The sequence below is a fragment of the Hypericibacter adhaerens genome (assembly GCF_008728835.1).
Taxonomy (GTDB): Bacteria; Pseudomonadota; Alphaproteobacteria; order Dongiales; family Dongiaceae; genus Hypericibacter; species Hypericibacter adhaerens.
In genome coordinates this window covers 5,168,195-5,183,991 of the sequence record NZ_CP042582.1, presented here as the reverse complement: position 1 = coordinate 5,183,991, position 15,797 = coordinate 5,168,195, and the positions used below count along the sequence as shown (strand labels likewise).

General features: G+C 67.4%; 12 protein-coding genes. 10 read left to right on the top strand and 2 right to left on the bottom strand.

Annotated elements, in window-relative coordinates; genetic code table 11:
* Window positions 1-42: 42 nt before the first annotated feature.
* Window positions 43-813 carry an SDR family NAD(P)-dependent oxidoreductase gene (locus tag FRZ61_RS23210; protein WP_151119973.1) on the bottom strand — a complete coding sequence of 257 codons (771 nt, stop codon included), beginning with the start codon at window positions 811-813 and terminating at the stop codon, window positions 43-45.
* 192 nt (window positions 814-1,005) lie between these two features.
* Between FRZ61_RS23210 and FRZ61_RS23205 the strand changes: the two genes are divergently transcribed.
* Together FRZ61_RS23205 and FRZ61_RS23200 are read left to right on the top strand one after the other, a co-directional pair.
* Window positions 1,006-1,572 (top strand): Lrp/AsnC family transcriptional regulator, encoded by a 567-nt coding sequence (locus tag FRZ61_RS23205; protein ID WP_151119972.1) that lies wholly within the window; start codon window positions 1,006-1,008, stop codon window positions 1,570-1,572.
* Between the two features lie 90 nt (window positions 1,573-1,662).
* Window positions 1,663-2,634 carry a GlxA family transcriptional regulator gene (locus FRZ61_RS23200; RefSeq protein ID WP_151119971.1) on the top strand — a complete coding sequence of 324 codons (972 nt, stop codon included), beginning with the start codon at window positions 1,663-1,665 and terminating at the stop codon, window positions 2,632-2,634.
* Between the two features lie 301 nt (window positions 2,635-2,935).
* On the opposite strand, the gene FRZ61_RS23195 is transcribed toward FRZ61_RS23200, so the two are convergent.
* Window positions 2,936-3,640 (bottom strand): corrinoid protein, encoded by a 705-nt coding sequence (locus tag FRZ61_RS23195; RefSeq protein ID WP_151119970.1) that lies wholly within the window; start codon window positions 3,638-3,640, stop codon window positions 2,936-2,938.
* Between the two features lie 272 nt (window positions 3,641-3,912).
* On the opposite strand from FRZ61_RS23195, the gene hutH reads away from it, so the two are divergent.
* From hutH to FRZ61_RS23155, 8 genes are all read left to right on the top strand, one after another.
* Complete coding sequence (hutH, locus tag FRZ61_RS23190; RefSeq protein ID WP_151119969.1) at window positions 3,913-5,436, top strand: histidine ammonia-lyase; 1,524 nt, start codon at window positions 3,913-3,915, stop codon at window positions 5,434-5,436.
* A gap of 7 nt (window positions 5,437-5,443) precedes the next feature.
* The gene (locus tag FRZ61_RS23185; protein WP_225308968.1) at window positions 5,444-6,703 is read left to right on the top strand and encodes a Coenzyme F420 hydrogenase/dehydrogenase, beta subunit C-terminal domain; all 1,260 of its coding nucleotides are present in this window, start codon (window positions 5,444-5,446) and stop codon (window positions 6,701-6,703) included.
* Window positions 6,704-6,914: 211 nt separating this feature from the next.
* Complete coding sequence (gene speB, locus FRZ61_RS23180; RefSeq protein WP_225308967.1) at window positions 6,915-7,847, top strand: agmatinase; 933 nt, start codon at window positions 6,915-6,917, stop codon at window positions 7,845-7,847.
* A gap of 107 nt (window positions 7,848-7,954) precedes the next feature.
* The gene (locus tag FRZ61_RS23175) at window positions 7,955-11,416 is read left to right on the top strand and encodes an FAD-dependent oxidoreductase (RefSeq protein WP_151119967.1); all 3,462 of its coding nucleotides are present in this window, start codon (window positions 7,955-7,957) and stop codon (window positions 11,414-11,416) included.
* 103 nt (window positions 11,417-11,519) lie between these two features.
* Complete coding sequence (locus tag FRZ61_RS23170) at window positions 11,520-12,401, top strand: LysR family transcriptional regulator (protein ID WP_151119966.1); 882 nt, start codon at window positions 11,520-11,522, stop codon at window positions 12,399-12,401.
* A 113-nt stretch (window positions 12,402-12,514) separates the two neighbouring features.
* Entirely contained in the window at window positions 12,515-13,912 is a 1,398-nt protein-coding gene (locus FRZ61_RS23165; protein WP_151119965.1) for an amidohydrolase family protein, read from the top strand.
* 26 nt (window positions 13,913-13,938) lie between these two features.
* Window positions 13,939-14,571, top strand: a complete 633-nt coding sequence (locus FRZ61_RS23160; RefSeq protein ID WP_151119964.1) for a glutathione S-transferase family protein — start codon at window positions 13,939-13,941, stop codon at window positions 14,569-14,571.
* Between the two features lie 218 nt (window positions 14,572-14,789).
* Window positions 14,790-15,779, top strand: a complete 990-nt coding sequence (locus FRZ61_RS23155) for a membrane dipeptidase (protein ID WP_151119963.1) — start codon at window positions 14,790-14,792, stop codon at window positions 15,777-15,779.
* Window positions 15,780-15,797 lie beyond the last annotated feature (18 nt).

Sequence of the window (15,797 nt, the reverse complement as noted above, 5' to 3'; positions counted from 1 at the left end):
GGGGCCGAGGTTCAGCGACATTCCGAGGGCCGCGCCCGGCGGCTAGACCGCGGTCCAGCCGCCATCGACCGTGAGGATTGCGCCGTTCACGTAGCTCGCGGCGTCGGAGGCGAGGAACACCACCGGTCCCACCAGTTCCTCCGGCTTGCCGCGCCGTCCCATCGGCGTGCGGCGCGCCACCCAGCGTTCCAGTTCCTCGCCGGGGCCTTTCTTGCCGGGCGCCACCGACATGCGGCTCATGTAGCCGGGCGCGATCGCATTGACGCGCACGCCATGCTGCGCCCATTCGGCCGCGAGCATCCGCGTCATCTGGTTGACGCCGCCCTTGGAGGCGCCATAGGGGAGATTGTCGGCGGCGCCGACCTGCCCGTAGATCGAGGAGTTCATGATGATCGAGCCGGCGCGCTGCTCGACCATGAACCGGCCGAAGGCCTGGGCGCAGAGGAAATAGCCCTTGAGGTTCGTGCCGATGATGCGGTCCCACTCCGCCTCGTCGTAATCGAGCGCGGGCTGGTTGAAATCGACGCCGGCATTGTTGACCAGGATGTCGACGCGGCCCGTCAGCGTCTTCGCCTTCGCGGCAAGCGTCTCGACCTCCGCCTTCTTGCCGGTGTCGACCGCCATGGCGATCGCCTTGCGTCCTGTCTTCTGAATCTCGCCGGCAAGAGATTCGACCTCGCCCGCGGTGCGGCTCACCACCACCAGGTCGGCGCCGTAATGCGCAAGACCGAGCGAGATCGCGCGCCCGAGCCCGCGCCCGGCTCCCGTCACGACCGCCACGCGTCCCGAAAGGTCGAAAAGATCCCGGTCCATCACCCGTCCGTTCCCTGCCCTTGACTTGGGGCCGGCGCTTCCGTGCCGGCCCCGATTGAAGCGAAGTCTGTTCACGGGCGGGGAGGCGAGTCAAGCTTGAGTGGCTGTAGCAGCAAATTCAGTTCACAAAAACGGCGATATAATCCAATATCGTCATTGAATATTGCTGATTCCGCAAATCAAGGTTTCTTCATGAAGAGCAACAAGTCCCCTGTGGGCGAGGTCCGTCTTTCCGCTGTCGATGCGCAGATCATTCGCTGCCTCAACGAGGATGCGCGCATCTCCGCTGCCGCCATCGCCGAGCGGCTCGATCTTCCGGAATCGACGGTGCGATACCGGTTGGGTCGGCTGGTGAAGACCGGTGTCATCGAGTTCACGGCCGTGCCGAACCCGCTGCATCTGGGCTATCAGATCTGGGCGATCCTCGAGATCCATGCCGAGCTGGCGCGGCTCCGGGACATCGCGCGCGAGCTGGCATCGCGGCCGGAGGTCTATTTCGTCAGCATCACGACCGGCAATTACGACATCCTGGTCGGCGCCGTGTTCCGCTCGAACGAGGAGATGCTGGAATTCATCACGGCCTATCTGCCGCGCGTGCCCGGGATCATCCGCACCACCACATCGACCGTGCTCGACGTGGTGAAGCGCTTCCTCACCTTCGATGTTCCCGGCGAGACTGAGCCTCCGGTCAAGGCGCCCGAGCGCCGGCGGGGGCGCAAGCCGGCGGCGCCGAAGGCGAAGGCGGCCAAGCCGCGATAGCCGCCCAAGCCCTCTTGTCCAAAATCCGACATCGGTTATTATTTTCCGACATAGGCCCCACGCTCATTCGCCGGTCAGAGATTCGTCCCGATGTTTCACCGCAAGCCCGCCAGCCTGCCGGAGCGGGTGGGGTTCTTCCTGGTGCCGCAATTCGCGATGCTGAGCTTCGCCTCGGCGCTCGAACCGCTGCGCAGCGCCAACCGGCTCTCGGGCCGCAGCCTCTATAGCTGGCATATCCTGAGCAAGGATGGCGGGCCGGTGCTCGCCTCGAACGGCATCCCCATGGTGCCCGAGGCCTCGATCGAGCAGGTGCCGCCGCTCGATGCGCTCATCGTCTGCGCCGGCATCGACGCGCATCTCTACGAGGACCGCGCCGTCTTCGCCTGGCTCCGGCGCATGGCCCGCCGGCCGATCGAGATCGGCGCCATCTCGCTCGGCGCCTATGTGCTGGCGCGCGCGGGGCTGCTCGACGGCTATCGCTGCACGCTGCATTGGGAGAATCTTTCGGGCTTCACCGAGGCCTTCCCCGAGCTCGAGGTGACCTCGGAACTCTTCGAGATCGACCGCGACCGCTTCACCTGCTCGGGCGGCATCGCGGCACTCGATCTCATGCTGCAGCTCATCCAGCGCGAGCACGGCCTCGATCTCGCGGCCGCCGTCTCCGAGCAGTTCATCCATGAGCGCATCCGCGACCGGCACGACCGCCAGCGCATGGCGCTGCCGGCCCGCCTCGGCGTGCGCCATCCCAAGCTGCTGTCGGTGGTCAAGCGCATGGAGGAGACGCTGGAGGAGCCGGTCTCCTGCGCCGACCTCGCCGAGGGCGTGAAGCTCTCGGGCCGCCAGCTCGAGCGGCTGTTCCGCAAATATCTGGGCTGCACGCCCACGCGCTACTATCTCGACCTGCGCCTCAAGCATGCGCGCCTGCTGCTGCTTCAGACGGACATGTCGGTGCTCGATGTGGCGCTGGCGGCGGGCTTCGTCTCCGCCTCGCATTTCTCGAAATGCTATCGCGAGCAGTTCGGCAAGACCCCGCGCGGGGAGCGCGGCGGGGGAAGGGGCTAGGCGAGGAAGCGCAGCCTGCCCTTGCGGGAATGAGGGCATATGACACAGGCGCTTTCACTCGTTCGTCATCCCCGCGCCCGGGTCCGGCCGTAGGCCGGCCCAAGCGTAAACTCCAGCGGGGATCCAACCCTAAGCTTGATGCGCTGGATCAAGATGGATCCCCGCGTTCGCGGGGATGACGATTGGGGCCGGAGCGGCGAGCGTAAGCGAGCGGCGAGGAGCTTGAGTTCTTACTGTCGCAAACAAAAACGCGGCCCCCTCTCGAGGGCCGCGCTTGTCTGCAGTCAGTCTCGAATGATGCTTACGCGCGCTTGGCGAAGGCCGAGCCCTGGCGCTTGGCCATGAAGGCCTTGGCGGTCTCGACGGCGACGGCGGCGTCGCGGCAATAGGCGTCGGCGCCGATCGAGTTGGCGAAGGCCTCGTTGAGCGGCGCGCCGCCGACCAGCACGATATAGTCGTTGCGGATGCCCTTCTCGACCAGCGTGTCGATCACGACCTTCATGTAGGGCATGGTCGTGGTGAGCAGCGCCGACATGCCGATGATATCGGGCTTATGTTCCTCGATCGCCTTGAGGTAGTTCTCGACCGGGTTGTTGATGCCGAGATTGATAACCTCGAACCCGGCGCCTTCCATCATCATGGCGACCAGGTTCTTGCCGATGTCGTGGATGTCGCCCTTGACGGTGCCGATGATCATCTTGCCGATCTTGGGGGCCCCGGTCTCGGCCAAGAGCGGGCGCAGGATCGTCATGCCCGCCTTCATGGCGTTGGCGGCGAGCAGCACCTCCGGCACGAACAGGATGCCGTCGCGGAAATCGATGCCGACGATGCGCATGCCCTCGACCAGCGCCTTGGTCAGCACATCGTAGGGGGTCCATTTGCGCCCCAGCAGGATATTGACCCCGGCCTCGATCTCTTCCTTGAGACCGTCATAGAGGTCGTCCTGCATCTGCTGGACCAACTCCTCGTCATTGAGCGAGTTTAGGTCGAGTTCGTCGTCGGCCATGATGGCTCCCCGAGGGTGCGTTGGCGGCAGCCGGCGAAGCTCGATTAAGGACCGGCAGCCGCAGAATTTTCCAGGCCAGGAGACTAGTCAAGCCGCGCCATGGCACCCCCGCCGGGGCGACATCAAATGGCGGGCCGGCGACAGAGCCTGCCCCCGTGCTCTTTCGGGGGAGAAAACCCGCGGCTATGGGCGGCGGGCGGCCTCCGGTGTTATCACTCCCGCACGCCGCTTCCTCTTGCCGCACCCTGCTTCGCCCTGCCAGGACCTGTTCCATGTCCCAGACCTTCACGCTCCATCCCGGCCGTCTCTCCCTTGCCGATCTGCGGGGCCTCGAGGGCGGCGGTGTTTCGATCGCGCTGGATGCGGCCGCGGGCCCCGCGATCGAGGCCTCGGTCGAGACCGTCCGCGCGGTGATCCGCGAACGCCGCACCGTCTATGGCGTCAATACCGGCTTCGGCAGCCTGGCGCGCACGCGCATCGCCGATGCCGAGCTCGCCGAGCTGCAGCGCCGCCTGGTGCTGAGCCATGCGGCGGGGACCGGTCCTGCGCTGCCGGACCGGGTGGTACGCCTCGTGCTGGTGCTCAAGGCCAACGGCCTCGCGCGCGGCCATTCGGGCGTGCGCCGCGAGGCGATCGAGATGCTGCTCAAGCTCTACGCGGCCGAGGCGCTGCCGGTCATTCCGGCCAAAGGCTCGGTCGGCGCCTCGGGCGACTTGGCACCGCTCGCGCACATGACGGCGGCGATGATCGGCCAGGGCGAGATCAAGCTCGCGGGCGAGGTCATGCCGGCCGAAGCCGCGCTCTCGGCCCTGGGGCTGAAGCCGCTGGCGCTCGAGGCCAAGGAAGGGCTGGCGCTCCTCAACGGCACGCAGGTCTCGACGGCGCTCGCCGCCGCGGCCCTGCTGGAGGCCGAGCGCCTCTTCCAGGCGGCGCTGGTCTCAGGCTCGCTCTCAGTCGATGCCGCCGCCGGCAGTGACGTGCCGTTCGATCCCCGCATCCAGGCGGTGCGCGGCCAGCCCGGCCAGATCGAGGTGGCGAAGCTCTATCGTACAATTCTTGCCGAGAGCGAGATCCGCCGCTCGCATCTCGACTGCGACCGGGTGCAGGACCCCTACAGCCTGCGCTGCCAGCCGCAGGTGATGGGCGCGGCGCTCGACATGCTGCGCTTCGCCTGCGGCGCGGTCGAGCGCGAGATGAACGCGGTCTCGGACAATCCGCTGGTCTTTGCCGAAGAGGGCGAGATCCTCTCCGGCGGCAATTTCCACGCCGAGCCGGTGGCGATGGCGGCGGACGCCGCGGCAATCGCGCTGGCCGAGATCGGCTCCATCACCGAGCGGCGCATCGCGCTCCTGACCGATGCGCGCATGAGCGGGCTTTCGGCCTTCCTGGTGCCCGAGCCCGGCCTCAATTCCGGCTTCATGATCGCCCATGTGACGGCGGCGGCGCTCGCCAGCGAGAACAAGGGCCTGGCCCATCCCGCCTCGGTCGACAGCCTGCCGACCTCGGCCAACCAGGAGGACCATGTCAGCATGGCGACCTGGGGCGCCCGCCGGCTCCACGAGATCGCCGGCAATGTGGCGGCGATCGTCGCCATCGAGCTTCTGGCGGCGGCGCAAGGTGTCGAGATGCGCCGCCCGCTCAAGACGAGCCCGACGCTCGAGACCATCCTGGCGGCGATCCGCAAGAAAGCCGCCTTCTGGGACCAGGACCGCGCCATGGCGCCCGACATCGAGGCGATCAGGAGCCTGATCGAGGCCGGCGCCTTCCGCGAGGCCTCGGGCTTCCGTCTGTTCTAGCTCCACGATGCCAAACACCGATTTGACGCTCGACGAGATCGTGCGCAACGGGCTCTGCATCGGCTGCGGCCTGTGCCAGAGCATCGCCGGTCCGCAGCGCGTCCGGCTGGTCATGACCGAGAGCGGCGGCGAGCGGCCGGTTGCGTCCGTCGCGCTCGACGACGCGACCTTGCATCGCATCAACGAGACCTGTCCGGGCACGCGCATCGAGGGCGCCGATGCGGCGCGCCTGCCGGCGAACGAGCAGGTCGATCCCATCTGGGGCCCCTGGTCGCGCATGGTGATCGGCTATGCCGGCGATCCCGCCATCCGCGATCAGGGGTCGACCGGCGGCGTGCTGACGGCGCTGGGGCGTTATCTGGTCGAGAGCGGCGAGGTCGATTTCATCCTGCATGTGGCGGCCTCGCGCGAGGCGCCGATGCGCAGCCGCCGCCAGATCAGCTTCGATGCGGCGCAGGTGCTGGAGGGCGCCGGCTCGCGCTACGGCCCCGCGGCGCCGCTGGTCGACTTCCTCGCGATCCTCGACCGGAACCGGCCCTTCGCCTTCATCGGCAAGCCCTGCGACGTCAATGCGGTGCGCAATCTGGCACGGCAGGATCCGCGCGTGGATCGGCTCATGAAATATGCGCTCACCTTCGTCTGCGGCGGCGCGTCCGATCTCGGCAAGTCCGAGGAGGTGCTGCGCCAGCTCGGCCTGACGGAGGCAGAGCTGACGCTGTTCCGCTATCGCGGCTTCGGCAATCCGGGGCCGACGCGCCTCGAGACGAAGGACGGGCGCGCGTTCGAGATCACCTATCCGGAGATGTGGGCCGACGAGGCGGGCTGGCGCATCCAGCCGCGCTGCAAGATCTGTCCCGACGCGATCGGCGAGGGCGCCGACATCGCGGCTTCCGATTGCTGGCCCGGCGGCGGGCCCACGGGCGAGGATGAAGGCTTCAACGGCATCCTGGTGCGCACGCAAGCCGGCGCCCGGCTGTTCGAGGCGGCGCTGCGAGCGGGCGCCCTCGCCATCGATCGAGAGATCGGGCCGCGCGACATGGATGTCTTCCAGCCGCACCAGGTCCGCAAGAAGAGGGCGGTCTGGGCGCGGCTTGCCGGCATGGCGGCGGCCGGCATGGCGACGCCGCGGGTGACGGGCCTGCGGATCGAGGAACTCGCCCGCGAGAACGGCTTGGCCCAGAACCTCGCCGAGGCGCGCGGCAGCCGCCGGCGGGCGAAGGCCGGGCGCCTGGGCGAGCCGGCCCCCGAACCGCGCGCCGGCGGGTGATGCAAAAGCACCGATTTCGGAGCCCATCCGGCGGTTGCGGCTATCCGACGCTGCGGGCCGCGGCGAAGGCTATCTCCCTGCGAAAAGGGCGCGTTTTATAAATACGGCGCCAGCCATGTAATTTTTACAGAACCACGCATATTTTGGGGGTAAATAGGCCTTTGACGGGGCGGTGGTTTCCGCTAGAAAGCGCCTGCCGGAACCAGGATGGTTGCCGGCGCTGCATCGGGTCCCGAACGCCATGAAGCCGACCTTCTCCACGCGCCCGAGCTTTCTCGGTGTCGCCAACGAATCCCCGACCGCGGACTATGTCGTCGCGGGGATCCCGTTCGACATCGGCACGACGCACCGCGCGGGCTCGCGCTTCGGCCCGATGGCGATCCGCGCCATCAGCCGCATGCTGGTGGACGGCGCCAATCCGCAGAACTGGCACAACCCGCAGAAGCTCGATCTCGCCGATGTCGGCGATTTCGACATCGCGCTGGGCGACACCGAGAAGAGCATGGCGCTGATCGAGCAGCAGGCCGCCAAGATCGGGCACCTGATCACGCTGGGCGGCGACCATTCGATCGCGCTGCCCTTGCTGCGCGCGGCTTCCAAGCGCCATGGCGGGCCGCTGGGCCTGGTGCATTTCGACGCCCATGTCGATACCTGGCCCGACAGCTTCGGCCAGCCCTACGGCCATGGCTCCTGCTTCTATCACGCGATCAACGAGGGCATCGTCGATCCCGCGCGCATGATCCAGATCGGTATCCGCTCGCCGCTCGGCCGCGACGTCTATGACTGGACCGTGGGCAAAGGCGTGCGGATCATCTCGGCCGAGGAAGCGCATGAGATGGGCCCGGCCCATGTGGCCGAGGCGATCCTCGAGCGCACCGGCAAGGGCAAGAGCTACCTGACCTTCGACATCGACTGCATCGATCCGAGCCAGGCGCCGGGCACCGGCACGCCCGAGATCGGCGGCCTCACCACGCTCGAGGTCCGCGCCATCCTGATGCGCCTGGCGCCGGTCGACTTCGTCGGCATGGACATCGTCGAGGTGGCGCCGCCCTACGACGTCGCCGAGATCACGGCGCTCGCCGGCGCCACCGTGGCCTGGCTCTATCTCAGCCTCCAGGCGCAGAAACGCGGCATCGGCCCCTAGGATTTGCTCGATGCTCTTGTCCGAGACATCGCGCTGCAGAACCCGACGTCAATCAAGAAACGCGCTCGAAGCTTGAAACTAGAGCGAAGCGATCAAACAGAAACCCGATGACCGACCTCCGCCTCGCCCACGACCTCGCCTTCGAGGATCTCTACCGCCCGGAAGGCCTGGCCCGGATCGACCGGCTGTTCCTCGAGAGCCTCCAGGCCGATCTCAGGGGCAAGCTCGAGGCGGCGCGCGCCAATCCGTCGGCGCTGGCGGCGAAGGCCGAATCCGAGCTGCTGCTGGCGGTGGCGCCGCATCTCGAGGATTTCCTGGCGACGCTCTTCGGCATCGAAGCCGAGGTGCGGGCGCTGGCCGAGCGCCACAACAAGCTGGCGCCGCTCTTCCTCTGCAAGCGGCTCTTCGTGCAGCGCCGCGCGCTCAAGGGGGCGAAGCCCGAAGAGCTGGCGAGCCTCGATGCCGACGCGCTGCTGAAGGACCTGGGCCTCGCGGTCTCGCCCTTCGACGAGCTCGCCTTCGCCAATGCGGTGCAGGGCTGGCAGGCCGACGAGGCGGCCCATGCCGACAAGCTCGAGAAGGCCGCGCGCTACGCCGCCTGGGCGACCCTGACCGAGGCCGGCAAGGCGCGCCACCGCAAGGGCGTGCTCTTCAAGCAGCCGCGCAAGCTCGACCATCTGCATCTGGTGCCGCTCCATGCCTCGCAGAGCCATCCGGCCCGTGCGCTGGAGCTCGGCGCCGAAGGCCATCCGCGCCACCGCGAGGGCTTCGCCCTCACCGACAAGGGCACCGACCTGATCGGCGCGCTCGACCAGGCCAACTACTGCATCTTCTGCCACAACCAGGGCAAGGACAGCTGCTCGAAGGGCCTCAAGGAAAAGGACGGGAGCTTCAGGAAGAGCCCGTTCAACGTCACGCTCGCCGGCTGCCCGCTCGAGGAGAAGATCTCCGAGATGCATACGCTCAAGGCCGACGGCGTGGCCCTGGGGGCGCTCGCCATCGCGGTCACCGACAATCCGATGATCGCCGGCACGGGGCACCGCATCTGCAACGACTGCATGAAAGCCTGCATCTACCAGAAGCAGGACCCGGTCGATATCCCGCAGGCCGAGACCCGCACGCTGAAAGACGTGCTCGATCTGCCCTGGGGCTTCGAGATCTACAGCCTGCTCACGCGCTGGAACCCGCTCAATCTGCGCGTGCCGGTGGCCAAGCCCGCCTCGGGCCGCAAGGTGCTGGTGGCGGGGCTGGGGCCCGCCGGCTATACGCTCTCGCACCACCTGTTGAACCAGGGCCATCTCGTGGTGGCGGTGGACGGGCTCAAGATCGAGCCGCTGCCGGCGGAGATCTCCGGCGTCGACGCCAGGGGCGCCCGCGTCCCCTTCAAGCCGGTGCGCGACGTGACCTCGCTCTACGAGGCGCTCGATGCGCGCGTGATGGCGGGCTTCGGCGGGGTCGCCGAATACGGCATCACGGTGCGCTGGGACAAGAACTTCCTGAAGCTGATCCGGCTGCTGCTGGAGCGCCGCGCGAGCTTCGCCATGTTCGGCGGCGTGCGCTTCGGCGGCACCGTCACGCTCGACCAGGCCTTCGAGATGGGCTTCGACCATGTGGCGCTGGCGCTCGGCGCCGGCAAGCCCACCATTCTCGACATGCCGAACGGCCTGGCTCCGGGCGTGCGCCAGGCCTCGGACTTCCTGATGGCGCTGCAGCTCACCGGGGCCGCGCGCGCGGAATCGATCGCCAACCTGCAGATCCGCCTGCCGGTGGTGGTGATCGGCGGCGGCCTGACCGCGATCGACACCGCGACCGAGGCGCTCGCCTATTACCCGGTGCAGGTCGAGAAGTTCCTCCAGCGCTACGAGACGCTGGCGGCCGAGCGGGGCGAGGCCGAGATCCGCCGCCGCTGGAGCCCGGCCGAGATCGAGACCGCCGACGAGTTCATCGCCCATGCCCGCGCCATCCGCGCCGAGCGCGAGGCGGCGAAGCGCGAGGGCCGCGCGCCCGAGCTGGTGAAGCTGATCGACGGCTGGGGCGGCGTCACCATGGCCTATCGCCGCCGCCTGATCGATTCGCCGAGCTACACCCTCAATCACGAGGAGGTGGAGAAGGCGCTCGAGGAGGGCATCCGCTTCGCCGAGAACCTGACGCCCAGCGAGATCGTGGTCGACAAGTTCGGCCTGACCCACGCCATCCGCTTCAAGCGCGGCGAGGGCGACGAGATCGAGCTGCCGGCGCGCGCCGTGCTGGTCGCGGCCGGCACCAAGCCCAACACCGTCCTGGCGCGCGAGGATCGCGAGAATTTCGGCGTCGACGGCTCCTATTTCCAGGCGGTGGACGAGACGGGCGCGCCTGTGCGCCCCGAGCGGCTGGCAAAGCCCGCGTCCGTGCGCGTGCTGCAGCAGTTCCGCCCCGACGGGCGGAGCGTCAGCTTCTTCGGCGATCTCCATCCCTCCTTCGCCGGCAATGTGGTGAAGGCGATGGCCTCGGCGAAGCAGGGCTGGCCGGTGGTGAACGCGGCATTGATGAAACTGCCGGCGGCACCGTCGGGCGGCGAGGCGGCGTTCCTCGCTTCGCTCAACCGCCGGCTCCGCGCCACGGTGCATCAGGTCCACCGCCTGACGCCGACCATCATCGAGGTGGTGGTCCAGGCGCCGCAGGCCGCGGGCAATTTCGAGCCGGGCGAGTTCTACCGGCTGCAGAACTACGAGGCCAATGCTTACAGGACCGACGGCACGCTGCTGGCGATGGAGGGCCTGGCGCTCACCGGCGCGTGGGTCGACAAGGAGAAGGGCCTGGTCGGGTTGATCGCGCTCGAGATGGGCGGCTCCTCGGACCTCTGCATGATGATGAAGCCGGGCGAGCCGGTGATCCTGATGGGGCCGACCGGCTCGCCGACCGAGACGCCGGCCGACGAGACCGTGCTCCTGGTGGGGGGCGGGCTCGGCAACGCCGTGCTGTTCTCGATCGGCCGCGCCTTGCGCGCCGTCGGATCGCGCGTGCTCTATTTCGCCGGCTACAAGAAGCTGGTCGACCGCTACAAGATCGAGGACATCAAGGCCGCGGCGGATGTCGTGGTCTGGTGCTCGGACGAGGCGCCGGGCTTCACGCCCGACCGGCCGCAGGACCGCGCCTTCGTCGGCAACATCGTCGCCGCCATGACCGCCTATGGCGAAGGCAAGCTCGGCGAGCCCAGCATCCATCTGCGCGACGTCGACCGCATCGTCGCCATCGGCTCGGACGGGATGATGGCGGCGGTGGGCCGCGCCCGCCACGGCGTGCTCCAGCCCTTCCTCAAGCCCTCGCATCAGGCGATCGCCTCGATCAACTCGCCGATGCAATGCATGATGAAGGAGATCTGCGCCCAGTGCCTGCAGACCCATATCGATCCCTCGACCGGCGACCGCTATGCGGTCTTCACCTGCTTCAACCAGGATCAGCCGATCGACCAGGTCGATTTCAAGGGCCTGCGCGAGCGGCTGTCGCAGAACGGCACGCAAGAAAAATTGACGGCGCAGTGGATCGATCGCTGCCTCAAGCGCCTGTCGCTGCGCGCGGCGGCGGAGTAGCATCCGGCCGCAGGGTGCTCGCCGGCACCTCGGCGGAACGGTTCTGGCAGCTTTCCCGACGCGCTGCCATTGCGGACGGCGGAGGCGAGGGGAGCGCTTCGGAATGGAGCTTCGCCATATCAAATATTTCCTGGCGGTCGCCGAAGAACTGCATTTCCGCAAGGCGGCCGAGGCTCTTCATATCTCCCAGCCGCCGCTGTCGCAGCAGATCCGCCAGCTCGAAGACGAGCTGAAGGTCGCGCTCTTCGCCCGCAACAAGCGCGGCGTCTCCCTCACGCCCGCGGGCAAGAGGTTCCTGCCCCACGCGCGGCGCATCCTGGCGGCGGTCGATTCGGCCGTTCTCGTCACGCGGCAGGGCGTGCCGAACCTGGTGAAGATCGGCTTCGTCAGCTCCGCCTCGATGCTGCTGGCGCCGATCATGAAGCGTTTCCGCGACGGCCATCCCACGGTCGACCTGCGCCTCGTCGAGGCGAGCACGAGCCGCCAGGGCGACATGCTGCGGGCCGGCGAGCTCGATATTGGCCTGTTGCGCGCGCCCTGGACCAGCCCCGGCTTCGTCACCGAGACCGTCGCGCGCGACAAGCTGGCGATCATCCTCGCGAACGATCATCCTCGTGCCGGCGATCCGAAGCTGAAGCTTGCCGATCTCGCCGACGAGCGCTTCGTCTTCTTCCCGCGCGAGCTCGGGCCCGGTTATTTCGACACGGTGATGGCCGCCTGCAATCGCGCGGGGCTGGCGCCGGACCTGGACCAGGTTGCCGGCTCGACGCTCACGATTATCAATCTGGTCGCTGCCGGACAGGGCTTTTCCCTCGTGCCGCTGCAGCTCGCTGCGATGTCGAAGGGCGTCACCGTCCATCTTCCCGACGATCTCGAGGCGGAAACCCTGCTGGTCGCGGCCTATGTCGAGGACAAGAAGGACGCCGAGCTGACGAGATCGCTCGTCACGATCTTCAGGACCTGCGCCCAGCCGATCATCGGATAGCAGCTGATACGCCTCCTGTATCACACAAGACGAGCTTTGTATTGGCTGGTCCCGGCAGCGGGCCCTAGGCTTTTCCGATCGCGACCCAACATCGAAATCCGGATCGCAGGCCGATGACCGATATGCACGCCGACCTCGTCGTCAGGAACGCCTACCTCATCACGATGAACGACAGCCGCGAGTATTTCGAGCGCGGCGCCGTGGCCATCGCCGGCAACAAGATCGTCGCCGTCGGCACGGACCGGGAGATCGCCGGCTCGGTGAAGGCGGCGCGCGTGATCGATGCCGGCGGCGGCATCGTGCATCCGGGCTTCGTCGACACCCACGTTCATTTCATGAACACCGCGCGCGGCGCCATCCCGGACAGCGCCGAAACCTCCGTGATGATGAACACGTTCCGGCGCTGGTGGGACAGCGTCGAGGAGGAGGACGAGCGCGCCGCGACGCTGCTCAACTGCCTGGAGATGCTGTCGAACGGCACCACCTGCTTCCTGGAGGCCGGCACGCTGCAGTTCCCCGACCTGGCGGCCGAGGCCGCCGCGGCGACGGGCATCCGCGGCCTGATCGGCGACCCTTTTCTCTGGGATGTCCCGCTCGCCGGCGATACCCACGCGATGACGAGGGCGCCGCGGAGCCGGAAGCGCAGCCTCGATCTCCTGGGCGGCCAGTTGAAGCGGAACAAGGGCGAGCCGCTGATCCGGGGCTGCGTCGTCCTTTTCGGGCTGGGCAGCGCTTCCGACGAGCTGATGCGGGCGGCGCTGGCGCTGGCCGACGATCACCATGTCGTGTTCTCGCAGCATCAGTCCTTCGACACCCACGACGGCTCGGCGGACGAGAAGCGCCTGGGGCAGCGGGCGATGTGCCACTATGCCGACCACGGCCTGCTGAGCGAGAACTGCACCTTCAGCCATATGAACGATCTCACGGCCGACGAGGTCGCCGTGGTGCGCCAGGCCGGCATGTCGGTCGTCTGGTGCCCGGTGACCTCCATGAGCCTGGGCGCCGAGGCGGCACAGCATGCGCATCATCTCGAGATGATGCGGGCGGGCGTGACTGTATCGCTCGCCAGCGATGGGGCCGTCTCGGGATGTCGCTACGATATCGGGCTGCAGGGCCTGGCGGCGCTGCTGGCCTCCCGTGCGAAGAACCAGAGCAAGCTCGCCTTCTCCGCCGAGGACGTGCTGGAGCTGGCGACCCGCGGCGGGGCCAAGGCCGTGGGGATGCTGGACAAGATCGGCTCGATCGAGCCGGGCAAATACGCCGATATCGTGATCCGCACCACGGACCTGCCCGAGGCGCAGCCGATCACCGACCCGGTCCAGGCGCTGGTCTATAGCTGCGGCTCGAAATCGATCTCGACGGTCATCGTCAATGGCGAGGTCGTCTGGTCGGGCGGCCAGCCGACGCGCGTCGAGGCGGCGATGGTCTACGACCTGGCCCGGAGCTCGCGCCGCCGCATGTGGGCGAAGCTTTCGCTTGCTCCTGAAAGCAAGTGGCCGCTGGTGGTCTGACGGATCCGGAAAGGCGGCTCGCACCCATGTACCGATTGTATTACTCGCCGGGGTTGGCCAGCCTCGCTCCGCATTTCGTCCTGAAGGAGATCGGGGTCGCGCATGAGCTGATGCTCGTCGATCGGAGCCTCGGTCAGCACAAGACCGCGGACTATCTCGCCCTCAACCCGAACGGCCGGATCCCCACCTTCACGGACGGGACGTTCGTGCTGTTCGAATCGGCCGCGATCTGCCTGCATCTCGCGGACCGGCATCCCGAGGCCAGGCTGATCGCGGGCCTCGGCACCGATGCCCGCTCGCACCAGTATCAGTGGCTGACCTTCCTCACCAATACGCTGCAGGCCGACCTCTGGCAGTTCTTCCGGCCGGAATTCTACGTGGAGCCGGAGCGGCAGGGCGCCTTCAAGACCGTGATGGGCGGCCATGTCGCCCGGCATCTCGAGGTGATCGACCGCCATCTGGAGGGCCGGGACTGGCTCGCCGGCGACGGGCCTTCGGTCGCGGATTTCTATCTCTTCATGCTGGGCCGCTGGTCCCGGCATATCGCGCGCCCGACGCGGACGTTCCCTCGTCTCTTGCGGCTCATGGAACGGCTGGGTGAGCGCCGATCGATCCTTGAGGCGTTCGCGATCGAACGGATCTCGGCCCCCTACTATTGAGCGCCGGTTCCGGTCTCCCCGTCGCCCGGCGACCGGAAGCCGTTCCCGCCCGAGTACCCCAGTAGGAAAGCTTTCTGGGCCGCCAAGTATTTCTTTCGAGATGCTTGCGCTCGTCTGCTGATATGGCAGGCGTCTTAGAGAATACGCACTCGATATTGGAACCGGTCTCCGGCCGTCACTAGCGTGCCCCCAGGAACACATTTCAGGAGGGCGCGCTCATGGCGGCCGGCAATAACAAGAAACGCATGATCATCGACGGGCTGCAGGCCGACGAGTGCGATCCCGAGGTCTTCGAGGAGTGGCACAAGGGCGGCGTATCCTGCGTCCACGCCACCTGCATGAACTACACCTTCGACAATACGCGCGAGGCGCTGTCCGCCTTGTCGCGCTGGCGCAGGGCCTTCCGCAACCATGCGGATCTCGTCCGGCCGGCGCGGAACGCGAAGGAGATCCGCGCCGTCGCGGCCGAGGGCAAGACGGCGGTGGTCCTCGGATTCCAGAACACCCTGCCGCTCGAGGACGATCTGGCGCTGGTCGAGATCTTCTACGATCTGGGAATCCGCGCGATCCAGATGTCCTACAACCACCAGGGCCTCGCCGGCGCCGGCTGCCTGGAACCGAACGACACCGGTCTTTCGCTCTACGGCAAGAAGATCATCGCCGAGATGAACCGGCTCGGCATGGTGGTCGACACCTCGCATTGCGGCGTCAAGACCACGATGGATTCGATCGAGCATTCGACGGCGCCCATCGCCGTGACGCATTCGAACGCGTCGAGCTTCTCCTCCGACGTGGAGCTCAAGCATCGGCTGAAGTCGGACGAGATCATGAAGGCGCTCGTCAAGAAGGGCGGCATGTTCGGGATGGTGCTGTTCCCCGCCATGCTGCCCGGCGGCATGAACTGCACGCTCGAGCGCTTCATCGATCTGATCGAGCACACGGCCGGCATCGTCGGCAAGCGCAATCTCGGGCTCGGCACCGACTTCGTCTGGCGCCGGCCGCTTTCCTACATCAAGCAGGTCAGGACGGGCCGCGGCACCTTCGACTGGGCGCCGGTCGTGCCGCCCAAATGGCCGGAATGGATGAAGACGCCCGCGGATTTCCCGCGGATCGCCGACGCGCTGGCCGCGCGCAACTGGTCCGACGAGGACATCGACGGCTACATGGGACGGAACTGGCTCGATTTCTACGAGCGGGTTCTTGGCTAGGGCTTCCAACGACAACGA